The sequence below is a fragment of the Allobosea sp. 01N443 genome (assembly GCF_056399325.1).
On record NZ_JBFTRC010000046.1, the window covers coordinates 20408 to 45086 of the forward strand.

Annotated in this window: 15 protein-coding genes; 10 read left to right on the forward strand and 5 right to left on the reverse strand. The window is 63.5% G+C overall.

Annotated features, from left to right (window positions below; all coding sequences use genetic code 11):
- Window positions 1–19: 19 nt before the first annotated feature.
- The 5 genes from AC1DRP_RS14085 to AC1DRP_RS14105 form a co-directional block, all read right to left on the reverse strand.
- Entirely contained in the window at window positions 20–127 is a 108-nt protein-coding gene (locus AC1DRP_RS14085; RefSeq protein ID WP_476768763.1) for a hypothetical protein, read from the reverse strand.
- A 17-nt stretch (window positions 128–144) separates the two neighbouring features.
- Entirely contained in the window at window positions 145–6018 is a 5874-nt protein-coding gene (locus AC1DRP_RS14090) for a DEAD/DEAH box helicase (RefSeq protein ID WP_476768764.1), read from the reverse strand.
- Window positions 6015–7688 carry a hypothetical protein gene (locus AC1DRP_RS14095; RefSeq protein WP_476768765.1) on the reverse strand — a complete coding sequence of 558 codons (1674 nt, stop codon included), beginning with the start codon at window positions 7686–7688 and terminating at the stop codon, window positions 6015–6017. Before AC1DRP_RS14095 ends, AC1DRP_RS14090 begins: the two co-directional genes overlap by 4 nt.
- 377 nt (window positions 7689–8065) lie before the next feature.
- Window positions 8066–10705 carry a hypothetical protein gene (locus tag AC1DRP_RS14100; RefSeq protein WP_476768766.1) on the reverse strand — a complete coding sequence of 880 codons (2640 nt, stop codon included), beginning with the start codon at window positions 10703–10705 and terminating at the stop codon, window positions 8066–8068.
- Window position 10706: 1 nt separating this feature from the next.
- A complete protein-coding gene (locus AC1DRP_RS14105; RefSeq protein ID WP_476768767.1) occupies window positions 10707–11810 on the reverse strand; it encodes a DNA cytosine methyltransferase in 1104 nt (367 codons plus the stop codon).
- Between the two features lie 502 nt (window positions 11811–12312).
- On the opposite strand from AC1DRP_RS14105, the gene AC1DRP_RS14110 reads away from it, so the two are divergent.
- The 10 genes from AC1DRP_RS14110 to AC1DRP_RS14155 all read left to right on the forward strand — a co-directional run.
- On the forward strand, window positions 12313–13623 hold the full coding sequence (locus tag AC1DRP_RS14110; RefSeq protein WP_476768768.1) for a hypothetical protein: 1311 nt from the start codon (window positions 12313–12315) through the stop codon (window positions 13621–13623).
- 157 nt (window positions 13624–13780) lie between these two features.
- The gene (locus AC1DRP_RS14115; RefSeq protein ID WP_476768769.1) at window positions 13781–14269 is read left to right on the forward strand and encodes a hypothetical protein; all 489 of its coding nucleotides are present in this window, start codon (window positions 13781–13783) and stop codon (window positions 14267–14269) included.
- A 594-nt stretch (window positions 14270–14863) separates the two neighbouring features.
- Window positions 14864–16972, forward strand: a complete 2109-nt coding sequence (locus tag AC1DRP_RS14120) for an AAA family ATPase (RefSeq protein ID WP_476768770.1) — start codon at window positions 14864–14866, stop codon at window positions 16970–16972.
- On the forward strand, window positions 16969–17184 hold the full coding sequence (locus AC1DRP_RS14125) for a hypothetical protein (protein ID WP_476768771.1): 216 nt from the start codon (window positions 16969–16971) through the stop codon (window positions 17182–17184). Before AC1DRP_RS14120 ends, AC1DRP_RS14125 begins: the two co-directional genes overlap by 4 nt.
- A gap of 83 nt (window positions 17185–17267) precedes the next feature.
- A complete protein-coding gene (locus AC1DRP_RS14130) occupies window positions 17268–17600 on the forward strand; it encodes a DUF6634 family protein (RefSeq protein ID WP_476768772.1) in 333 nt (110 codons plus the stop codon).
- Window positions 17601–18015: 415 nt separating this feature from the next.
- Window positions 18016–18375: an antitoxin Xre/MbcA/ParS toxin-binding domain-containing protein gene (locus AC1DRP_RS14135; RefSeq protein ID WP_476768773.1), complete on the forward strand. Its 360-nt coding sequence runs from the start codon at window positions 18016–18018 to the stop codon at window positions 18373–18375.
- A 981-nt stretch (window positions 18376–19356) separates the two neighbouring features.
- Entirely contained in the window at window positions 19357–19914 is a 558-nt protein-coding gene (locus AC1DRP_RS14140; RefSeq protein ID WP_476768774.1) for a TnsA endonuclease N-terminal domain-containing protein, read from the forward strand.
- Entirely contained in the window at window positions 19914–22043 is a 2130-nt protein-coding gene (locus AC1DRP_RS14145) for a Mu transposase C-terminal domain-containing protein (RefSeq protein ID WP_476768779.1), read from the forward strand. The genes AC1DRP_RS14140 and AC1DRP_RS14145 overlap by 1 nt, the downstream gene beginning before the upstream one ends.
- Before the next feature lie 85 nt (window positions 22044–22128).
- Window positions 22129–23130: an ATP-binding protein gene (locus AC1DRP_RS14150; protein WP_476768775.1), complete on the forward strand. Its 1002-nt coding sequence runs from the start codon at window positions 22129–22131 to the stop codon at window positions 23128–23130.
- On the forward strand, window positions 23130–24679 hold a 1550-nt coding region (locus AC1DRP_RS14155), incomplete at its 3' end, for a TniQ family protein (protein ID WP_476768776.1). The genes AC1DRP_RS14150 and AC1DRP_RS14155, both read left to right, overlap by 1 nt.

A 24679-nucleotide genomic window follows, 5' to 3' on the forward strand; every position in this document is an offset into this window, starting at 1 on the left:
GCTTCATTGGATGGTTTTGTCACCGCCCTGCACACAGCGCCGACCGCAGCGCCATTTCGGGCTTGGTGTCCTTCGAGCGCACGCTGCGCATGATCGCGGATCGTTTCGTCGCATCGACCCGGTCCATACCCAGATCCCCTGTCGTCAGCCGACATCCCTGTTACGCGCGGTCTCCAACGAGGATACCGGGCGCCGGCTGGCGTCGAAGACATCGACGAAGAAGAGGTCGGCGCCTCCGACTTGGGCGAACGCGCTCTTGAACGGCTCGGTTCCGAGCGTGCCGTTGCCGACGCGCCAGAAGGGGTGGACCATCATGTAGAAGCGGTCGCCGCCATCGGTGCGCTCGCGGATGCCGGGAATGCCGCGATCGCCTAGATCGACCGGTGTCCGCTTGATCGCGTTGAGGTGGCAAAGCTCGTCTCGGACGGACCGAGCCAGCCTGGGCCAGTCCGCAAGCTCGATATCGCGATCCCAGGCGCCATCAAGCCCGGATCGATAGCCCGGCTCGACGAGAGCTCGAAGGAACCCCAGCCCCAACCGCCAGTCCAGAAGGCCGTGATATTGCCGGTTGCCGTATCGCTGCATGCATCGGTAGCAGGCCTGCGCGCAGTCCCTCCGATGCCCGCTCTCGCGGAAGGTGCGCACGATTGCATCGTCCGGGTCATCGAGCATCGAGCGGATAAGGCGCGCGATAGTCGGAACACCATCGGCCTCACGTTCGGCCAGTCGTCGGCAGAAGCCGGCGCCATTGACCAGGTTGTCGGCGATCTGGAGCATGGGCAGGCCGTTGCGCAGGCGCGGCTCCAGGGCCTCGAACTCGTCGGGGTCGATATCCAGCTCCAGCGACGCCCTCTGGAGCAGCAGCTGGGTGGCGCTGACGGCGGCGGCGCGGATGGGAGCCTGGTAGGGCGTCCTGCCAAGGGCTCCCAGCCGGAGCCCGGCCGGGATGGTCCTGAGGCCAAGATACAGGGCCTCGGTCGGCTTGCTGGACAGGAGCCGGATGCCCTCCATCTCGGTGCCGTCGACGAGCTCCCAGTCGAACCGGCTGGAGGATGCCTCCTCCGTCACGAACTGGTTTTCGAGCCTAGGGCGGTTCTTGACCCACACTCCGCGCGGCACGTTGACCGCCTTCTGATGAGCCGTGCGAACGGCGTAACCCTCGGGCTCCGCGTCCCCCTCGGCTTGGGGGCCGTCGTTCATCCGAAGGATGGAGGCACCCGAGCCCGCGTGGAGGGAAAAGTTGGTCCCGGGCACCGCTTCGACCTGGACATCCCGGATCTCGGCCGCCACGACTCGCCGCACCGGCACGACGTCGCGGTCGTCGTTGTTCTCCTCGGCTCGAAACGACGTTCTGAAGCCTGACGGAACGTAATACGGGCGTGCGTCGTCCGGCGTGACGTCCGCGCCGCAATCGACGCACTGGAACGTCTCCAGGGGCCGCTCGTCATGAAGCGTCCGGCCGCGGCACATCGGGCAAGCCGAGACATGGTGCGAGGAGTCCCACCAGGCGTTCGCCGGCGTGACCGGTAGAGAGAAACCGCCCACGATGGTGGGGCGCATCAATCCTCCGGTGAACCCGATGGCCTTGTGCTTCTGCTTGTCCCTGGTCAGGGTCTGACCGGGCGAGAACTCGAATATCGCGACATCGAGATCGCGATCGACCGCATCCCAGGCGACCTTCTTCTTGCCGTCCGCTCGCAGCCCCAGATAGAGGTTCCGGACCCGCGTTGGCATCCCGTACATCGGGAAGAGGCCCTTCTCGGCCAGGAACTGGGCCAGACCAGCATCGAAATACTGCCCCGATACCCGGTGCTCCATGACTTGACCCATCGTGGCGGCCACGGAAGACCGGGCGACAAGCTCGACGGCCCGTCCGTCGATGCCTTTTCCGATGACGGAGGCGAATTCGTCGCGCGTCGCGATCGAGCGCTCCAATGCCGCTGCCAACAAGTCGGGCCAGCCCGAGTCCTCCTCGTAAAACAGCGCCGCCGGCACGAACTCGCCATGCACGTCGTTGGCGCCGGGATCGTCGCCTGGATACTCGGCGCCGAACTGTGGCTTGAGCAACTCAAACGCCGCGGCCAGCCATACCTTGCGGACCAGGCGCAGCGGGATGTCGAGGTGGTCGACGGCGAGGAACGGCGGCGGCGGAAGGTCGCCCGTGATCGCCTGAGGGGACCGGAAGTAATGCAGGTCGTGGCTCCTGCTGCGGCACAGGGTCACGACGAGGGAATAGGATTGCCCCCTTCGGCCGGCGCGACCCACACGCTGCTGGTAGTTGAACCGTTGCGGCGGCATATTCGCCTGGTAGACCGCCTGCAAGGCGCCGATGTCGATGCCGACCTCCATCGTCGTCGTGACGGACAGCAGGTCGATCTCGGAGGAAGCCTTCTGCAGTTCACGGTCGACCTTGGACTGATCCGCGACGAAGATACCCTTGAAGCGCCGCAGGCGATCCGCCGGGCTACCGGTCTGTCCGGTCAGCTCCTCGCAACGCAGCCTGAAGCCGGAAACGTTCTCCTTGCGACCGCGAGTGATCCGCTCCGCGAGGAAGTTCTTGGCCCAAAGGTCCCGGGCCTCGCCGGTCTTGGCCGCATCGAGCGGATTGCGGCAGCGCGTGCAGTAGCCGACGCCGCGGTGGAGGTGAACGCGCGAGCAGCGCTCGCAACGCCAGTAGGGATCTTCGGCCTTCATCATCCGGACGCCCAACAACTGGGCATCGATCTTGCCGTCGGGATGCTTGAGCGCCCTCAGCGATGCAAGGAYGGATTGGACCTCCAGATCCGGGTCGGCCTCCCGGACGGCCTTAGCCAGGGCGTAGACGCGGTTGCCTTTCGGGACGCTGTCGATCCAGGGCGTCGCGTCGTCTGCGAGGTATTTGTTCGACGAGACGCGATAGGCGTCGCCGAAGGTGCGCAACCACGCATCCAGCCGGTCCGCGTCGGACGGCACGTGATCGGTGAATAGGGTCGGATAGCCGAGCCCGGTTTCCTCCAGCGCGAAGTAGGTTCGCGAGAACAGGACTTCGTCGACGTGGGGATCCTGCTTGGCGATGACGTCGTTGCGGACCTCCTGCATCTCCTGGCTTTCGACCCCGGTAGTCTTCCACACGAGCCGATCGCCTTCGCGCTCGAAGAGATCGGGCCAATCGAACCTCTTGAACCGCTTGACGCCGACGTCGTCGGTCGGGTGGATGCCGAGCTTCAGCATTTCCTGAAGCATGGGGCTGGGGGATTTGCCCGCGAGCGCGATCGGCTGCTCTACGATCGTCGAAAGCGGAATGCGGTCCTTGCCCGACGCGTTGGTCATGGCCTCGATCTTTGCCGCCAGGGCAGGCACCAACGCCCATTGCTTCTTGGCGGTGAGGTCGGCCATCTCGGCTTCGAGGCGATCGATTTCCTCGGCGTTGTCCGTCGAGTTCGCAACCCTGTTCGCGATCTCCATGATCATCAGCCGGCGCAGATCCTGGTAGTGGGCGCGCTCGATCTCCATGGCCGCGTTTGCCGCGTCCTGCCGACTGTCGGAGAAGGCCACCGCCTTGGCCAGCGAGCCGCTCGCGTGCAGCACCTCGAACATCTCGGTCGCTAGCAGCTGCGAGGTCTTGTTGAAGCCGGTCCGGAAGCTTCTGATCGGCGAGAAGCGGGGCCTCTGCCGGGGGGCGTAGCTGACGCTGCATGCCGGGCAGCAGTCGGGTCCCGCCGTACCGACGCTGTCGGGATTGCGCTTGTGGGACCGGTGCGGAGTAGCGCAGTAAAAGAGTCTGCCCGGTATCAAGGTCGGATCGGCCGAGCCCGGCAGACCTTTCCTCAGTACGCCCGTGTTCGTGTCGAGCGTGCTCTCGATCCACTCCTCGGAGTCCCCCGCGCCAGCAGGCTTCCGCGTGGAGGGCCAGAACATCGCGAAGTCGTTGTAACTGAGCTCCTCGTAGTGCCCCACGCCACCCGCTTCCGGCAGCGCGCCCAGGTCCGGCGCGGAGGGAAGTAGCTCGATGTCGGACGATCCGTTGGCCTGGACGCCCCGCATGCCGCCAACGAAGACTTCGCCGCAGGCCTCGCAGTAGATGAGCTCGAACTTGCGTTGGTGGCGATCGCCGGTCGTCGTGTAGGTCAGCCCGCGATCGACGGTGACGCCGCCATACGTGATGCTGTCGGTCTCGCCCTCGCGGATGGGTGTCGCGAACAGTCCCTCGATGCTGCGGACGAATTGGTGGATGCGGAAGCTGGGGGTCGTGTCGGAGATCTGGACCCCGAACTTTTTCTTCGCGATGTCGCCGATGCCGCGGAGAACGGCCAGCCCCCGCACCGCCTTGCGCTCGCCTTCGCCCGCGCCGCCGAAAAGCCGTTCCGCGATCGCCGCGACCGAATGGGCTCGAACGGTCAGCTTGTCGCCTTCGCCCGAGGACCTGCACGCCCAGACGAGAGCGCCGGCTGCGGCCTCGATGGCTTCCTTCAACAGCCCCTCGAACGGGTTATTGCCGCCGCCGTTCATCAAGGCACGGTGACACGACGCTAACGCATGGCGGACCTCTGGGGTGTCGTCCACCGAGCGGACGAGTTCGCCCTCGGCGGCAAGAACGTCGACGAGTTCCTGGAAAGGCACCGGGTCGAGGTTGTCGGCGGCGGGCTTGGCGGGAAACACCTGTTCACCGGGAACGATGCACTCGGACCAGCGGCCACGGTCCTCGAAGCCGGCATCGGCGGCCGTGCGGCTCGTCCCGAACGGCCCGAAGAAGCTGTCGAGATACTTGAGGCTGCGATCTCCCTGCTCGCCGACGACGGGAAGCGACGCGCTCGATGCGAGTATCCGAAGCTTGTGACGGCGGTCCGGCTCGTGCAGGCCGAGGCGATGGATTAGGGCCCGGATTAAACCGGCGGTCTCCGTGCCGGCCGAGCCCCGGATCAAATGGAGCTCGTCCAACACCAGGTAGAAGTAGGCGTCGGGGTCCGTTTCCAGCCAATCGCGCGTCTGCTTGAAGATCGGCGCCTCGACCTCGCGCGCTAGCATCGTTCCCAACATCGAGGAGTTGGTGACCAGTATGTCGGGCGGGTGGGACTGCATGTCCCAGCGGGTAAGCATTTCGGCCCCGTCGGTCGCCGGGAAGAGATAGCGGGTGAGCTCGGGCTCCCCTCCGGTTTCCTCGTCATGCATGCAGGCATAGCGATGCCCGTCCTCGAACTCCTTCAGGCTCTCGGCGAGTTCGGCGATCTTACGCTCGCGCCGCTTCTTCTGCTGGGTCTCGTCCGCGCGGCGAGGATGGTCGAGGAACCCTGTCACGGGTGTCGCGCCGGTATAGCGTCCGAAGAAGATACGGTTTCCGTCAAGGTGACGGTCCATGGCAAGGCGCGCCTGCGGGGAATCGAGCGTGCGGCGAAGGCGCGTCATCTGGTCTTCGACCAGCGCGTTCATCGGATAGAGGATCAACGCCCGCATGGCGGCGCGACGGGACTTGGGCTCTCCGCTCCTCTTGGGAACGAATTTCCCGGGGCTCTGATGCCACCAGCGTCCGTTGAGATAAGACGCGTCGGGGGCCGTCCACTTCTTGGCCTCGTTCGCCAAGGCGGCCAGAACCGGCAGCATGAACGACTCTGTTTTGCCCGATCCGGTGCCCGACGTGACGATGCCCGGCTGCCCTGCCCGCGTGCCTCGGGCGAGCATCTTCATCTGGTGAACGTAAGGCTTGAAGGTCTCGGGGCTTCGCCGGGCGATCGGACCATCCGCTACGTCCTCACCGGGGAACAGGCCCGACAGCACGATCTCCACGAAGGCGGCACGGGAGGCCGGCGGAAGGTGGCTGATCGGATTGTCCGCCCACTCCTCCAGCAGTTTCTCCACGCGGTAATCGCACGTCAGGTATCGGGGGACGGGTTCGAGGTAAGGCTCGGCCGCGAGCGTGCCGGGATCCCGGAGCAGGACGCGACGGGTTTCGGCAAGGTCCTCGTGGCGGATGCGATAGGCAGTATCGAGATAGGTCAGAAAGAAGTTGCGCAGGCGTTCGAAACCGCCGATCGGATCTATCATGACGTCTTCCTCTCGGCGTGGATTTCGGCGACCGCCTCGCTGCGACCGACGGCGGGATCGGACTTCGATGGCAGCAGCGCGCTAACGGCGAAGTCGCAGGCCTTGCCGGGTTCAAGCCAAACCAAGGCCGACGAATGGATCGCGAGCAGTCTATTGGCCGCATCGCCGCCTTCGATCCCGCTTCCCGCGATCTTCGCAAGCAACGACCGGCGGTCAGTCGGCGTCAGGGCCGACCGCGTCGGTCCTGATAGGTATCGAAGGTCGGCGGCCTCGATCCCTCCACCCGATACGACTGCCGCCAAGGCGTCGGACTTCACGTTGGCGACGATCATCGGATGAAGACCCCGCTCTGTAGGATCAAGCGGCATTTCCGCGCTCCCGGGGGACAGCGTCGCGACCAAGAGGAGGTTGTCGGGCCGGTTGGACCGATACAGCCTCTTGAAGCGCGCGAACCATTCCGAAAGCGAAGCGCGATCGACGTCGTCCAGGCAGACGATCTGAATCTTGGAGCCGTCCGCGATCGCGGCTTGCCAGGCCAGCGCCAACGGCGTGGCGCCGCCCGAGCCCGCGCGTCGCCACAGATCCTCGGGCCCGAGGATCGAAGGGTCCAGCGGCATCCTGATCAGAGCCCCAGCGGCCACGACGCTCGCATAGCAGTCGAGCAGCAGCTCGGCGGAGTTGCCGACGACGACGGGAATCTCGCCGGCGCGCGCGAAGATGTCCAAACGGCGGATGAATTTCTCATCGAGGCCGCTCGATGCGGCCGCCTTTCGAGCGATCTCGGGCAGGTCCTCGATGGCGATTGCGCTTACCTCGCCCCGTCGAGGATTGGACCAAGGGGCGTCTTCGATCCCCATGGGAGCCGGGCCGGGCACGGCCGGTGGTGGGACGGCGCCCGTCACCTCCATGATCTGCGACAATGTCCGGCCGGTCTCGCGGATATCCCTCATGATGTCGCCGAGCCCGGCGCTCAAACCTGCGACACTGGCCTCCACGAGGCCCTCCACGCGCTGGAGTTCCTCGGACTTCGCGGCGAGCGCGGTCGTCGCATCGGCGATCTCGGCCGAGAGGGCTTCCAGCTCCAGAAGGCGATCCGCGATGCCCGCCTCGACTTCGGTGACGATCTCCGGGCGAATGCGCTCGATCTCGCGAAGCCGGATCGCTCCCGCCTCTTCCTCCGAGAGCTTCGTCAGCCCATTCTTGATCGTCTGGTCCGCGAACAACGCCTCTGCGATCGCCGTGGCCGCGCCCGTCTCGCGATCGAGCTTGGTGAGGAACTCCCCCAATCGATCGCGCGCGGCATCGTTGGCGCCCGCAGCCTCGCCGATGATCTCCCCGTCACGTAACAGGGTGTGTAGCCTGCTCGACAAGCCGGAGTTGATGACGAAATCTTCGGTGCCTGGGCGAAGGCGCGCAATCTTGTTTATGCGCTTGACGAGGGCTTGCAGGAACGCGAGGTCGGTCTCCCAGTTCACGTAGCCCACGACATCGCGCGGCACCTGGCCGGGCAATAGGAACCGACGGCCCTCTATCGCCACCCAGTCGAAATCGCCGGCTGGCCTGGCATAGGCGGGAACCCGGTCCGCATGCTCCAGATGGGAGAGCACCCAGGTCGTCGGGCCCGATCGCTGCATTCGCGGAAACGCGACGCGGTTCGCGTCAAGCGGCACGATCAGGGAGGAATCCTCCTGAGAGCCCCTGTCGACGCCCGATCTCATGATCAGGTCCCGGCGCTCGTCAGCGGACGCGGTCTCAAGCAGATGGGCGATCTCGATCGCCTCGTCGACGCGATCCGTGCTGTAGTCGTCGCGGGCTCCGGCCTTGGCGTTCGGCGTGACCGTGAACAGGGCGACGTAGCCGTTCGATTTCCGGGTGATCCTGGGATCGAGGCTGAATACGCGTCCCTCATGCGGAAAGTCCACCGGATCAACCTCAAGCCAGCCTTCCGGCCGCGCGACAGCAACAGGTTGCAGCCAGGCGCCAGCCGAATTTCCGAAGGTCTTTTGCCCGATGAAGATCTGATTGCCGTCCAGGTCGGTCTCGTGCCTCAGCATCGCTCGACCTCTCCCCGTTTCATGGTCATGGTCCTGGACCTAGCGGTCCCTCTCGCTCGGCCAAGGACCAACGATCGCAAAAGGTCCTGTCGGCTGTCGCTGGTCGGTGTGGGCAGATCCAAGGTCGCACCCAGCCAACCGGACAGTATGGTGGCATCCTCCCGCCTGCAGCGGGTCACGTAGCGGCGGGCGCCGACGTTCTCGAAATCCAACGCGGGTCCGCACCCGTTCCGAAGCATGAGGTAACGAGTGATCTGGATGGGAAGCGCGCCTGCAAGCGAGAGACGCTCGACGAGGCCCTGGTCGGCGATGAAGCAAAATGCCGGCTTTCCCGCCAGGCGATGGGCCATCAGTATCGCGGCCGATCGCCCATCGAGCAGGTGTTTGACGTCGTTGCCACTCGTTACGCGATAGACGTCGGCGGCGTTTGGCTTGAGGGTCGTTAGCCTTTCGAGTCTGACCGCCCCGGCATCGGCTCGATCGCCTTTCGAGAAGCGCCCGGACGACCAGTTCCAGGAAGCCGCGACGATTCGATGGTTCTCGCTATAGAGGGTCGGTCGAAACTGGATCGCCGATCCCTGTAAGGGGACCTCGGCCTCGGCTCGTCGCAGGTCCATCTGCATCGCTTCCGCGAAGGGTTCGGGCTGCATACCCATGGCGATGCCGGAAGGAATGGCCCAGCCGCCTGCCGACCTGCGCCACTCCACTGTCCCGCCCATTGCCGTGGCCGTGCGCTCGAAGCGACGGCGCGTGAGTTCGGGAACGGCCCCATCGAGCAGTATCGCGCCGCCCTTCGGATACGACAGCAGCCGCGGTGGTCGCAGGAACCAGCGTCGGGCTCGCCAATGGCGCGAGACCCGTGGTTCCGTCCAACCGCTGTCGGCCAGCAATTGAAGCACGTCCCAGACCGCGTAGGGCGTCGGCAGCCGGGGAGCGATCAGCCCCACGATATCCTGTTCGGACCACCCCTGCCTCCCTTTGGCGAACACCACCTCAAGCAGGTCCGAGAAGGCGGCATCGGTCACGCTCCCGACCGAGTGCGGGTCGGCGAGCTCGACGGCCAACGGCGCGCACGCCGCCAGGCTTGGCTCGTCCGGACGCCAACCGTTCGCCAGTTCGTCTGGCTCGATGACCGGAAACTCCCTCGCGTTGGGCTCGAACACCAGGTTCGGCTCGGCCTGAATCACGCCGCCTTCCGCTACGGCGATCCTCCAGGCTCCCTCGATTGGGCCATCGGCGGACAAGCGAACGAGGCGGCCGTCGATCGACGCCGTGAGGGAGCCTTGCGATCCGTCGAATGCGGTAGGCGTGGCGGCGCAACCCTCGGCCGCCTCGATGATGGGGAGGAAGCCGGGGCGGCCCAAATAGGCCTTGTCCATCCTGATGCCGCCGGCCACTCGAACCTTGGCCAGTTCTGACGCGGGGTCCGGCAGTCGGCCCGTCAGCCGATGGATGACGCGGATCGCTTCCGCATGCGTAATCCCGTCCAGTAGACGCCAGCCATCGTTCCCGGCGCGGGGCAGATCGTGCTTGCGGAGGTGATCGTCCCGCACAAGCAGACGGACGTTCGATCCGGTGGGAACGCGCGCGGCTCGCCAGAGACCCCACTCGATCTCCGAGAACGGCAAGACACCTTCAGCGAAACTGCGCATCAGCGAAGGCGGGACGGAAGGAGGCGGGCTCGCGAGAAGATCCAGGATTTCGCTGCGCGCCGCAGCGATGCTGACGGCGTCCTGGTCGGAGGAGAGCTCGACCTGTCCGGCCAGCCTCTGGATCACGCGTCCGATATCCGTCCGAACCGAGTAGGCGTGCTGGCCGTCGGAGTCTGTCGTCAGGTCTATCTCGAACGTCGCATCGAGGTCCGGACCAGGTGGCGCCTTCCGCAAGCCCATGATGCCGACCCAAAAGGGATGATCCGCGAGCAGGCGCTCCCCGAGCTGACGCCTGGCGTGAAAATCCCTGAACGCATGAAGAAAGCCGGCTGACCAGTTATGACGATGTAGCTCGGGCACAACGATGGATATAAGCGCGCTCGCCCTTGGAGTGGTCTGCTCGGCGAAATGACCGAACAGCCGTTCCATCTTGCCCAGGTCGTGACGGGACGGAAACGCGATACGGACGGAATACCCGATCTGTCTCATCGTCCCGAAGCTCGGCAGGATAACGTTTCGGTATCCTTGGCCAGTGCTGCGTTTGGCGTCGATCCATTGTGGAAGCCGTTCCCACAACTTCCGGAGCCCCGTGAGGGTCTGGATGCCATGGTCCATCTTGAGGATTTCCTGCAGGCGGTGGCGGTAATCCCCTGAGGAAGCGACGTCCGGCGCCGCTGACGCGACATGGCAGGACAAGATCAGGAAGTTGAAGAAGCCGGGAACGCGCAGGCCTTCCGGGGGTGAGGGCGAGTAGCCGTAAGTCAAGGCATCGACCAAGGCCTGCCGCCGGAAGATCGTCAGGAACGCGGCGAGCGCACCGGCTGCCTCGCTCGGCCCTTTGCCTATCGCGCGCGCAAGCTCGACGCCCGACACATCGAGGAAGGAGAGCGGCGCGGAACCGAACCCGCCGTCGGAACGGAGATAGTGGCGCGTCAGCGCCTCCTCCCACCTCCAAAACGGCGTCATGTTCGGCAGGGTCATGTCAGGCTGGATGACCCTGCACGTGTCGCAGGACGCTTCTTCCGATCGCCTCGCCGAGCTTGACCGGAACCGCGTTCCCGATCAGCCTCCCGATCGTTTTCCGCGCGATCGGCTCGCCGGGTTTCACAAACCGGTATTCCGGCGGGAAGGACTGAAGGATCGCTCCTTCGCGCAGGGAGATCGCCCGATCTTGGACCGGGTGGCCAAAGCGTCCGCTGCCGAAGCCGTAATACTGGGTCGTGATCGTCGGAGCAGGCTCGTCCCAGGGCATACGCCCATAGACGCCGGGATAGGTCTTGCCGGTATCCTTGTCGTGGCACTTCGCCACCAGGTCGGTCGGCCAGTCGCGCCAGGTTCCACCGGGCTTCGATGCGCGAATGCGCTTGAGGTTGATCGGTGCCAGATCGGCGGCGCAGTGAAGGGGATCGTCGGGCCARCTCTCGCCGGCCTCGATGCGCGGCAGGTGACCGATGACGTCCCGAACGGTCGCGCTCGCCTTCTCCTCGGCTTCGAGCAGCTCGATAGGGCCGAGCTTGGACGCCAGCAGCACCATGCGGCGGCGAGCCTGCGGAACGCCATAGCGGACGCATTCCACCACTTGATAGGAGACCGTGAAGCCGCTTTCCTCAAGCGACCGGACGAAATCCTGGAAGATGGTCTCGCGCTCGACCTGAGGGACGTTTTCCATCGTTACGATGTTGGCGTCAGCCTCGACGACCAGGCGACCAAACTCGGCCAGCAAGTTCCAGCGGCTGTCCTCGGACGGCTTGCGGGCCTGGCTGTAGGTCGAGAAGGGCTGGCAGGGCGCGCAACCGGCTAGCAGCCGGAAACGCGCGTCGCCGAAGGCCACGCGGATCTCGTCCCCGGTCACCGCCGATACCGACTTGGACAGGAATGCTGCCCCATTGTTGGCCGTGTAGGGATACTCGCAAGTGGGATCGAGATCGACGCCGAGTCGTACGTCGATGCCCGCGCGCTCCATTCCGTGGGTAAGTCCGCCTGCGCCGCAGAACAGATCGACAGCCACGACGCTCGTCGAAGCGGCGGGCTCTGGCTTGGCTGGCTTCTTAGTTAGACGTGGCACGCGCGAATCCTGATCTTCCAATTGCGCGCATGATGCCATGGGGACACGCAAACGAAAGACTGAGAGCCTACGAAAGTTCTGGATTAGGAACTGTATTTTCGTAGGGGGCAGCTCGCTTCCGCAACGGTTCGAAGCGGTTCTGCGAACTGGTAGGCAATTTCCGCTCGTTCAAAGGATCCGCTGACTGGTCGGGTGAGGCAAAGTGAGAATGTCGGCCGCTTCTAGACCTCACGATAATGCCGCGTGTCCATCGAGACGCTTGTCCCCTCTCTCCTCGTCTCCACTAACTCCACGACGGTACAGAGAACGATTCAGAAAATGGATGTCCGGTCAATCCGAGACTGTCCGCTCAGGCTTTGAGCGGACGTCAGGAGAAGCTGTTCGTCCTCTCGGCCGGCGTCGTCCATGACATTGAGCATCTATATCTCGAACACTTAGCCCCCTCTTGGAGATCCGGACTTCACTTGAGCCTCCGCTTCGCCGAAATTGCGAGGCTCAGTTGAATGCGGCGACTAGAAAGAAAATGGACACGGAAACCACGCCATCTGCCCCCTCTGGCATGACACGCGAAGAACTGTACGAGCGCGTCTGGACCACCCCGCTCAACCATTTGGCCGACGAGCTCGGCATGAAAAGCTACCAACTCGCACGCATCTGCGAGGCGCTCAACGTGCCAAGACCACCCGCTGGATACTGGCAGAAGAAGGCGGTGGGTAAGGAAGCCCCCCGTCCCGACCTGCCCGCAGCATTGCCCGGAGACCAAGTCCGTTGGGATAGAGGCACACCGCTCTCAGCACCTCCACCGAAGCGCGTGTACCGCCGTTTGGACCGGAAAGCGGCCGATCGCGCTCGAAGGCCGACGCGCCATCCCATGCTGATCGGCGTCGACGAGTCCTTCCGGAAGTCGCGCACCGACGAGAAGAACGAGTTCCTGCGGCCCTACAAGTATCTCCTGCCCGATATCGTAGCTTCGGCCGACCACTTGCCTGTCGCACTCGACATCGCCAACGAGATTTACAACGCCCTCGACCAGAGAGGGCATCGCGTCATGTTTGCGCCCGCAGACCAGGAGATGCGGCGCATACACGTCGACGAGCAGGAGGTTCCGCGCAAAGACCGCAAGTATGGGCGCTATCAGACGGGCAGCATCTGGTCGCCGCGCCGTCCCACGGTCACCTACATCGGCTCGATCCCCGTCGGTCTCGTGCTAACCGAGATGACCGAGCGCGTGACAATGCGGTACCTCGACGGCTCCTATGTGCGCGAAGACAGCAAGTTGGTCCGCTCCGCCCGGCCCTGGCAACTCACGCACTCCTGGACCACGGAGCAAGACCTACCCTGCGGCCGCTTTCGGTTCGTCGCTTACTGCCCTCTCGCGAACATCGACTGGTCAGCGAACTGGCAGGACACGCAAGCCGCAGACCTCAAGTCGCTCGTACCCTCGATAGTCGCACGGCTTCAAGGCTCCGAAGCGGAGCTCAGCGCGTTGATCGTGGCTGAGGAGAAGGCGGCCGCCCGACGGCGCAGGGAGTGGGCAGAGGCGCATGAACGATACCTCCGCGAAGAGGATCGCAAGGCGGTCGAGAGAGCGCTGGCGGACAGCAAAGGGCAACTCGCTGAGATCATGGAGAAGTGGGCGGCCGCTACCGCAGTCGAACGTTTCTTTCAGGAAGCCGAAACGCGCCTAGCAAAGATCGATGACGAGCGGCGGCCCGATATTGAAGCCCGCCTAGCGTTGGCCAGATCAATGCTTGGGGAGCAAGATCCCCTTCGATTTCTCTCGGAATGGCTAGCTCCTCAAGAAAGATATCAATCCAAGTACCCCCGAGCATGAGCGCTATTGCCAAGCGTTGGGGCTCAGCGTGATAACCGCTGGGCAAAGGCACCTTGAATGTCGGCATTTTTGCCGTTTGCAAGAACTGATTGTGCAATCCTACAATCCGAGGCGTCAGTCCATTTAACCGGCCACCAATGGTCGTGTAGGCGCCCCTATGCCGGTCAAGCCAGCCGTCACTAATGAGTCGCAGCATCCGACTTCGCACCGTGCGGATCTGAAGGAAGTGCGGAGCGAGAAGCCCGGCGCCCGCGCTGACGAGCACGTCAGCCCCAACGCCAGGAAATCTGACGCAATCAGAAAATGGAATTCTACCAGCGGTATGAAGATCTTCCACTTTGGAGACGGCCCTCCTTCTCCTGTAAGCGCCACAGGTTTCATGCCGATGCCACCGGATCGCGTGCTCCCAGGTTTTCTCTCTCAAGCCGCCCGGGATTTGCTGAATGTGACGCAGTCTTGGCTGCGAGAGCAGGCGCAGGTGTCTAAAAAGACGATCAACGACTTCGAAAATGGCTACGCCGCGCCAAAAACTGCATTAAATTTGAGAATCAGGCGAGCCCTCGAACAGGCCGGTGCGCAGTTTGTGCACGGCGAGGACCTCGTTGGCGTCGTGGTCTACACGTCCCGGAGTGACGGACGTCGCTGATTGTTCGACCGCCACGAGGCGGCATCGCGTTAACCATATTTCACTCAAATTGTATCGAATTTTTTATACCTAGGGTATATTACTTTCTGTTCAGCGCGAATTGATGGCATCATCCGCGCTGATGGCGACCAGCGGCAGCGATTGCCGATGTCCATATGCGGCCTCGCGACTGCTGGCCGGTTACCGCCATCGCTCATCCAATCGACCAAGCAGCCCCTTCCACCTCCCAGGTGCCAGGACTGTTGTCTTCGACCACATCGCGGAGCCATTCATGGTTGACCAGAAGCGCTTGGGTTCGGCCTACCGAGGATCTCGCAGTTTTGCCGCGGCGGACGGCTTCGCGCTCGGAGGGGCGCATTCTAGGGCCCGCCCCTGGGCGAAGAGCTTATATTGCGCCGCCGGCCTCTTCGGCGGCGACGATAGCTCGGCGCTGCTAGACGAAGAGTTCGATGAGCTCTCTTGCGAGCCTGAGCGACTGTTGAGGCTGGCGAACCAACCCTGATCGACTGAGCGGGCGTACGGCTGCTCAGCGGCTGCCCCGTCGGCACTCACGTTCCAATCGACTTCTCTGGCCAACATCGCACGGGAGGATTCATGCCGCGTGGAAAATCGTCTGTAGCTGACCGCCACTCCATTCCAGCCCGAAAGGACCTGCTAGCGCGGGCTTACATCGAAATCCTTGCCCGCGAGGCGGGAGCAAAAATCCAGCCTATGCTCCGCGCCGACTACACTGATGAGGCTTTAGAGCGCCTGATCGACGACCTCGAGGATAGCTTCGACGGTGGTGGTGTCTCGATCCTCAGGCCCGATCTGGCGGCTGTCGCGGTTCTGATCGCCCGGGCAATTGAGGGCGTCTCTGGCCTGGCGCGTCGCATCCGCCGGGACGCTCCCATCGTCGTGCTGACTACTCATAGCCCGAACCTCGTCGAAATGGCCAAGGAAGTCGTGCAGAGCTGCGTGCTGCCGTCGCACTCGCGTGTGATGGAGGCCGGCTCAATTATCGGCTCGCAGACCCGCGCTGTCCTCGTGGCCCGTGATGGTTCGGCGAGAGAGGATCGCCCCGAGAAGGGCAATAAGGAGGTCGCAGCGGCGCTCCAGCGCCGGATTCCGGTGATGGGTATCGCACCCGACCCGACTCGGCAGCTGCCACAGGCGCTTATGCGGACGGCAGAGTTTCGTCTTGTGCTTCCCACGCTGGATCAAACCGCCCTCGCCTTGGTCATCGAGGTGGTGACGGGACGTGCAACGTCACGCGCCATGGACCCGGACCTCATCCGGCTGCTCGATGTCGATGATCTCCCTTTGGCATTCCGCTTCGGACGAGCCGGCGACGCATGCCTCGCTGCGATCGAAGATGTCGTTAGGAAGAAAGGTGAGTACCTGATCCAGGGACCTTCTCTCAGTGAGCTAGCGGGATACGGAGCGGCCCAAGAGTGGGGCCTGCAGCTGGCCGACGATCTGAGCGAGTATCGCGCAGGGAAACTCAGCTGGGCTGACCTTGATCACAAGGGCCTTCTCCTGTCGGGACCTCCCGGGGTGGGCAAAACCCAATTTGCGCGCGCTTTGGCCAAATCCGCGCGGGTTCCGCTCGTCTCGACATCGGTGGCTCAGTGGAATGCTGCGCCTTTTCTTTCGGGCACATTGCAGGCTATCCGCGATGCGTTCTCGCAAGCGCGCAGGCAGGCGCCGAGCATCTTGTTCATCGACGAGCTGGACGGCATTTCTGACCGATCGAAGCTCCAGGGCGATTACGTCGAGTACTGGACGCAAATCGTCAACCTGCTGCTCGAACAGCTCGCGGGCATCGAGGAACGCCCTGGCGTCGTCGTTATCGCCGCTACGAACCATCCCGATAGGATTGATGCCGCGATAAAGCGGGCTGGACGGCTTGATCGAGAGATACAGATCAATCGACCGGATACCACGGCGCTGGTAGAAATCTTCCGATACTACATCGGCGCTGCACTTCCACCATCCACCGATCTCACACCGCTAGCGTTGGCTTCGCGTGGCGCCACCGGCGCCGATGTCGAGGCGCTCGTTCGTCGCGCCAAAGGCACCGCTCGGCGAGCCAGGCGTGATCTCACGCTCGAAGAGCTGTTGTCGGCCATCGCCGCAACCGCGCCGCCCCTCTCGTCGGAGGCACGTTGGCGCATCTCGGTGCATGAGAGTGGCCATGCTTTGGCCGCCCACGAGCTGGAGGCAGGGGCGGTCTGCGGGATTTCCCTCCATTCCCGGGGTGGGTTCTTTGAGTTCGAAAGCAATCTGACAGGTTCGGCCACGTTTGATCGCTTTCAAAGTGAGATGATCGTGCTCATGGCCGGCCGAGCTGCCGAGCGCCTCATTCTCGGGGATGCGAGTGCAGGTGCCGGAATGAGCATCTCCTCCGATCTGGCGCGAGCCACCGGTTTCGCGATGCTCGTCGAGACCCAGTGCGGGTTGGGCATCTCGGGCAGCGCTTACCTCGCCGAGATCAGGAATCTTGCCCAGCACCCTGAGCTGCATAAGGCGGTCAACGAGCACTTGAACGAGGCCGAGGACAAAGCTCGGCTCCTCCTGGATCGAAAGCGGGGCAGATTGATCGCGCTTGCCAATGCGCTGAATGCCCAGGGCTACCTATCCGGCGACGACATCAAATCGATTGTCGAGGTCGGGACGGTCGAACTCAGCGAGGCTCAAGACGAGTTTGGGAGGTGCGCATGATCTATCTCGACGACGTGCTCCAGAAGGATCGGACGGCCGAAACTTTGCCCGAGGTCGAAACCCGGCTCCTCATGGCGACGCACGATCTTGCTGCCGCCCTGAGCGTAGATCCCGTGGACGCAATCTGCGCTCTCGCATCCGTTATCCAACGGCGCGCCGACTTCGAGCGACTGAGGAGTCCCGCCGGGGCGACCGCCACGCTCCAGCGCTGACAGAACTCCCGACATTACTGCAATGCCTTCGCAGCCGGCGAACGAGACCGGCTGCTTGCTCACGCCATATGGGAGAGCGGTCCATGCAGGAACTGGTGCAGAAGATTAGGGCGGCCGCTGACGATCTGCGGCGGCTCGAAGAGGGGTGGAGGCCTTCGCAGTCGGATCTCCGTGACGCCGTGATCCTCGAGGATTGGATGATCGCTGGAGAACCTCTAACCGGTCAAACGGTGTTCTGGGGCCGATCGATCGGGCATCCGATCCTTGGAGATCGGTTCATTACAACGAGCCCGCTAATCTGGATTAGTCAGGATCGCACCATCGCTCGCACACTTTCGCGCTGGTATCGCCTTGGGAAGTGCGCATCGCCGCCCACTGACGCGCCGTCGCCAGAACTGGAAGCCGGCGGCCCATGAGCTGTATTGGCGTTCCCGACTGCGAGACGTTTCACTTGGTCCGCGCAGCGCAAAAGCTGCGCCGCCCCCTCTCGCTCAGTATCGTAATCGTTCTTCTCAGGCCGCTCTCTGATGAGTTGGCCGGCAATAGTCCTCCGATCGGTTTTGTCGAGACGGAGCCAGTCCAAACGCACGGTCCCTATCCGATCGCGACAGTCGTCGACGATCTAACCACGCAAATCAGGCGCGTGCCGCGGCACGCTGATTTCACGTCCTTCTCGTCCCGAACGCGGGCCCCCGGTTGATGAAGCGGGCGCGACAGAGGCTGAAGGGCAGCGGTCGGCGGGACAGGTCAGTTAGGAAGCGTTCAGCGGCATCTCGCGGGGCTAGCGCGACCTCAGCAGCTTCCGCCGAGACAGATTTCACGATCACGGAATTGGAAGCGGCAGCCGCTGCCGTTGTCAGACTTTTCCAGAAGTGGAAGCTCTCAGACGAAAAATMGCGTCAGATCCTCGGAAATCTCGATCCAGAAACGTTCGCGCGCTGGAAGAGTGCTACTAAATACGGCCCCTTCGATCACGAATTGGAGGTCCGGCTCTCACTGCTGATCGGAATTCACAAGAACCTTCGCCTGCTGTTCACGGAACCGGCTCGCGGCTACGCGTGGGTAAAGCGACCGAATTCGGCTCTCGGCGGTCTTCAGCCAGTGGACATAATGACCAGAGGCGATGTCGCGTCGTTAGCCGAAATTCGCGCCTACCTCGAACGCACGTTTCTAGGCTCGTCGGATCTCTGACGTTCCGATTCGAAACATCGTTGCACGACGTGCTGCGCGGCCGCTGATGTGTGCGGGCGGGATACCTAACGATGCCACGACCAATCACGCGAAAGGCGTTGAACGAGCGCGCTGCGACGAGAATCGACCAAAAGACTGCCTGCAACACCGAAATGGTGGATAGCGGGGAAGAAAAATTTTCGCCCCTGGCTCTTTTTTCTAACCCGCGCCCCTCGTGCATGCATTGAACGGCTAAGCGGCCGTTCAGATCGAAATTCTTCTGATCCTCGAGGCCCTTGCGGAAGATGAAGCAGTTCTGATCATCCCATTCCGTGGCTGGGCCAGTCGTTCGTCAACCCCACATGTCAAGCGCCAGCAAGTTTTCAACAGCTTCCAATCCACGGATGATTGGCCCGGTCGCAGCACGCCCAACAAGGTCGCTGAATCGACGATCCAAGCAGATTCGATCATAGCTGTTCGGGCGGAAACGGCGAAGATTTGCCGCGACGCGCAGAGATGGAAATCAGCAGCGGAGATCGTAACAACGAATACAATTTCACTGTAGYGCAAAGGCGCTTCAAGGCCATTTCCGACGGATAGAGAATACGCATGAATACATCGCGTAGCCGATGCTTCATGGCCATTAAGTGGAAAATAAAGGGCACTCCGATCAACGACCGGAATGCCCATCCATCTTCCGCTTCCATCCGAGGCCTAGGAAACCTTGGAAGCGGATCGCAACCCAACTCAGTGCAAGACCAAGCCCGGCGCTCGTAAGTGGAAGCATTTTGCGTAATGTTACGCAAGTAGTCTTTTACTGCACGGATCGGGATTGCGGTCGCACGTCTACCGACTGGAACCCAACAAGTGCAGAACCTCCCCGCTTCCCCCGCTCCGATCTGGTGCCCTCCAGGTCCCTCAGTCACGTCCCGCAATGTGCACGGGAAAAGCCGCGGCGCTTGCCGACCGTCCGTCGTAGGCGGTGCAGAGCCGCGGGAAATCATGTGCGAGAGCGGCCTCGAAAAGAAAGCCGCGCATTTCCTCCTGACGCATCCCAAGGTCGCCGACCTGAGCGAGCAGCCGCCGTCGGTCGTATGGTTTGACGCCGCCGGCCAGAGGCACCGCCATACCTTCGATTTCCTCGTCACCCTGAAGGATGGCCGCAAGCTGGCCGTGGCGGTCAAGCCGAAGGCCCGTGCCGAGCGCCACCGTCTCGCCGATGTCCTCGCTTCGATCGCGAACCAACTCCCGCGCGGTTTCGCAGACGGCGTCCTGCTGATCACGGATGCCGACCTGCCGCGCGACTTGGTCCATAACTCGGCGCTCCTGCATCACGCCCGTAGAGCGCCTGATCAGGGCCTCGACGCTGCGGTGTTGAAACTGGCCAAGGCGACCCCGGTCACCACGATCGGCACGCTCGTCCGCGAGAGCGGCCGCGGAGGGGATGCCTTTCGTTCTGTCACTCGATTGATCGCCAACGGGGTGATCTTGGTCGTTGGCCAGTCGCGCATCGGCTACGCGACGCAGGTCACGGCCGCAAACGATGGGGAGGTCGCGTGATGAACGTGCATGTCCCCATGTTCCGCATCGGCCCCAACGACCGTCTCGGCATCGACGGCATTGAGTACCGCATGCGCCAGCGCTTGCCCCAGGGGTACGTGCTCGCCCGCGTCGACGATCCCGGCGTGATCGAGGACTTCAGCCATGAGCGACTGCACCTGCTGTCTCAGACCGCGAGGTTCCGGTTCGATCGCGACGCGTTCGATCTCGCCGCAATCGCTGCTCGCTCGGAAAGCGATGCGGATATCGTCGCGGATATTCCAATCGACGAGCGCGAAATGGTTCTGGGGCGCCGCTTCTATGCGGTGGCGTTCCTCAAGATGGAGGCCGAGAAGAAGGCCACGAGGTCCGACGCCTCGATGAAGCTGGCCATCCAAGAAATCGACAAGGCCTACGTCGACCATCTCCACAAGGCAGAGGGCAAGCGAAACGACGATGGCGATTTCATCCCTGTCCGCCCGGGAAAGAAAAGGGCGGCGCTCTCGATCAGCCCTCGTACCCTGAGGAACTGGGTGAAGGCTTTCGAGAACGCAGGACTGCGCGCCACGGCGCTGCGCTCTCGGTGCCGGCGCAGCGGTGACCGGATCACCGTCCGGCTCGATCCGGCAATCCGGCGACTGCTTGCTGAATTCGCGCTCCAGTATGCTTCGGAGAACCGACCGACGATCCGCGCTGTCTACCGCCGACTTCTGGCCGCTCTGGATGCGATCAATCGCGAGCGTGTCGCGCATGGCCTCCCGGCTCTGAAGGCACCGTCCTATGAGCGGCTGGGCATCGAGATCAGGGCCTTGCCGGCGCTCGACGTCTACGCTGGGCGATACGGCCTGCCGGCCGCGATGAAGCGCTTCCAGATGGTGGCAAATGGCTCCGATATTGAGCGCCCCTTGCAGCGCGTCGAGATGGACGAGTGGCGCATCGACCTGATGACGATCATTCAAGATGCGGGGATTTTGGAGGTGCTGTCGGCGGAGCAGCAGGACGAACTCAAGAAGAAGCGGTATTGGGCTTGCGTGGCGATCGACGCCGCCACCCGCGTCATCCTCGGAATGAAGGTCGCCGCAGGCGTCAGCGCCGAACTGGCGATTGAGACTCTGGAGATGGTTGTCACGCCGAAGCGGCGGTATGCGGACGCCGTCGGCGCGGGGTCCGCTTGGGAACACCACGGCAGCCCAGAGTCCATCGTCCACGATCAGGGCGCCGCCTTCATGGCGGGATCCTTCCGACGAGTGGTCATTGACCTTGGTTGCGATCCGGACGCTCCTCCGGCCGGGGTGCCCTGGCTGCGCGGAACCATAGAACGGACATTCCGCACGATGCAGGATCAGGCGTTGGCCCCCTTCACCGGGCGGACGTTCGGCTCCGTTGACGCCAAGGGTGACTACCAGCCCGAGGAAAGGGCAAGCCTGACCGTCGAGGAGCTTTGCGACGTCTTGGTACGGTGGGTCGTGGACGTCTACCACAACTCGCCCCACGCAGGTCTCGGCGGCGAGACGCCGGCTAACGCCTGGTCACGCCTCGTCGCCAAGTTCGGGATCATCCCGCCCCCCGATCGTCATGTCCGTCGCGCCATCTTCGGCACGGATCTGAAGCGCACCGCGTCCCCCAGAGGCATCCGGTGCCTAGGCTTGTTCTACAATTGCCTTGAGCTTCAGGCCCACCGGCGGCGGCACGGCGATGCCGCCATCGAGGTGAAGCTCGATCCATCGGACATGGGCCACGTGTCCGTGCGCCTCGGAGCGGGTTGGGTCGCGGTTCCGTGCATGCGCCCGGGCCTCGATGATGTGCCCGCCTCCATCTGGCTGGCCGCGTCCAGGGACCTCAGGCGCCGCTACGCCGCCGAGGCAAAGCTGACCGATGCCGTCGTGGCTGCAGCCGTTCGCGATGCTTGGGAAATGGCCCGCAAGGCTCAGCTCCGCGCCGGCATCCTCGCAACGCGCCCGAGCCAGAGCGAACTCGACGCCCTCGAATTGCAGATCGGTCTCGGCTTCCCCTCTCAGGAGGATACGGCGGCTGCAGCAGCCTCGGCATCCGCAGATGTGATGGAAAAGGCCATCCCCCGCGGCAAGTCGAGCTCGGAGCCGCCGCAGCCGCGGTCCGCTCCCTCCCGCATCATCAAGTCGAGGAACTGACCTCGTGAGCGACACCCCCTTCACCTCCGCGGTCGAAAAGCTTCGCGAATGCCTTCCCCCGTCCGAGCTGCGCGTCGTCAACACGATGGCGCAGGTTCGTGCCGAGTACGTCGAGACCGACTTGGACGACCGCCTTCGCAAGAGCTTGGACGCCCTGATCCGCACGATGGTCAGCAAGCGCGCGCTTACTCAGACCGACGTCAACTCGCCACGTAGGGAAGCTCGTGCCATTGTCGTGGTTGGCGAAGCCGGGACGGGCAAGACCGCTTCCATCGATCGGCTGTTCCGAACCCACCCGGCCTTGAAGGGCTACGGGCAGCCTGATTCTGGTTGCCCTTTGGTCAGCGTCACGGTTCCGGCGCCGTGCACGCTCAAGTCGCTCGGCATGACGATACTCCACGGCCTTGGGTACCCGCTGGCGCGGGATCTCCGCGAGCATTTGCTTTGGGCGCGCGTCCATGAGGCGCTGAAGACGGCAGGTATCCTGCTCCTGCACCTCGATGAACTGCATAATCTCACGGACAACGCGAACGTCCTGGAGATCGATACGATCCGTAAGGCGATGAAGTCGATCATGGTCTCGGACGACTGGCCGATCGGCCTCGTCCTTAGCGGCCTGCCCAGCCTCGTCCCGGCCATGCGCGAAATCGATGAGGTACGGCGCCGGGGGCGTTTCATCCAGCTGCCGACTTTGTCGATGCCGAGCGACAACATGCTCATCGCCGAAGCGCTGTCCCGCTGCTGCTCCGCCGCAGCGATCGCGACGCCCGTGGGCCTCGCGAAAACGATTGGGCCTCGGCTCGCCCACGCCGCGCTCAATCGCTACGGCATCGCGGTGGAACTGATCCACGAGGCGATCGAGGATTGTCTCATGTCGGCCAAGGACGAGCTCGCGATGCACCACTTCGCGAATGCATTCGCAGACCGGACCGGGTGCGGGGATCGGATGAACCCGTTCGTCGCGCCGGATTGGCCCGACATCGATGCCAGCTTGGTCTTGCTCGATCGGATGCCGCCCGACCCCGTCTTCGCCGACGATCCGAAGCCGAAGTCGGCTGGCCGCAAGTCGAAGAAGGGGAAGCGCTGATGYGCATCTTTCCCACCGTACCGCCGCGCCCGGACGAGACCCCCGCCAGCCTGATCTCCAGACTGGCGGTTCGCCACAACGCCCTGTCCGTCCGCAGCTTCGCCCTCGACATGGGCGCACCATTCCAGGCCATCGTCGATGGCAAGCCGGAAGCGGTTCAGCTTGTCGCTGAGTTGGTTGGTTGCCCGATCGAGCCGCTCCAGAATGCGACAATCACCAGGATCGGCTCCGGCTTCAACCACCGCAGCCAGAAGATGCAGAAGGCGAGCTTGAGGCGCGCCAGGGTGCTGGTTTGCCCGCGGTGCATCGCTGAGGACCTTGCATACGAGGCCAGACCCTGGATGGCCAGCGGTCGCGTCCACTGGCTCCTCGATCCTATTCGGGCTTGCCGGCATCATGGGGTGATGCTCGTGGAAATCGGTCACGAGGATCCCCCGGCCCCGCTGCACGACTTCGCGCGCTGCGTCGCCCCCTCTCTGGTGAAGATCCCGCGTTTGGCGGCCGAGGCTCAGGAGGTGCGGCCGTCTCCTCTTGAGCGACACCTCATCGATCGCCTTGAAGGGCAGCAGGACCATACCTGGTTGGGCGCGTTGCCCTGGTATGCGGCGGCACGGACCTGCGAGATGATCGGAGCTGTCGAGGTCTTCGGGCGCAAGGCCGCGATAAAGGCCCTGACTGACGATCAATGGCGAGAGGCAGGAGCTGCAGGCTACGAGATCGCGAGCGGCGGCCACCTCGGCATCCGTGCGTTTCTGGAGCGTATGCGGTCCACATATCCCGAATCCAACAGCGATGGCAGCGGCCCGCAGGCATGGTTCGGGAGACTTCACACTTGGCTGGCCGGTATGGACGAGGAGGACTACGATCCTGTTCGGGAAGTCCTGATTGACTTCGTTCGCGAGACGGCGCCGGTCGGACCGGACGATCGAATGTAYGGTCGCCAGATCGTGGAGTATCGGCGGCAGCATTCCATCAGGACTGCGGCGCTGGAAACCGGCCTCCATCCGAAGCGGCTGCGCCGCCTTCTCGCCGCCTTCGGCACGATTCCGCCCGACCATCGCGAGTTGACGGATGACCGCGTACTCTTCTCCGCAGCGCAGGCCGAGGAATTCCTGCTAAAAGCCAAGCACTCAATCAGCGAACGCGACGCCCAAGACTACCTGAATGCCGGGCGGGTCCATACCAGGCTCTTGGCGCAGGCTGAACTCATCACGCCTTTCGTTTCATCCGGGCAAGAGGTGCTCAAAGTTTACGCTTACGATTCACGGGAACTCGACGGGTTCCTTGCAGCGCTATCTGCAAAGGCGCAGGTCATGGCAGGGCACGACGATCCGATCTATCGGATCCCCGAGGCAGCAAAGCGCGCCAACTGCAGCGCGATGGAGATCGTGCGCGCGATCTTGGACGGCAAGCTGGATTGGGTTGGCCAGATCAGCGGCGAGACCGGCTACATGGCCATGCTGGTCAACGTGGTGGAGATCCGGCGACTTGTTCGCGGTGACCACGGCGACATGCTGACACTGATGATCGTCCAAGGATCCTTACGGAC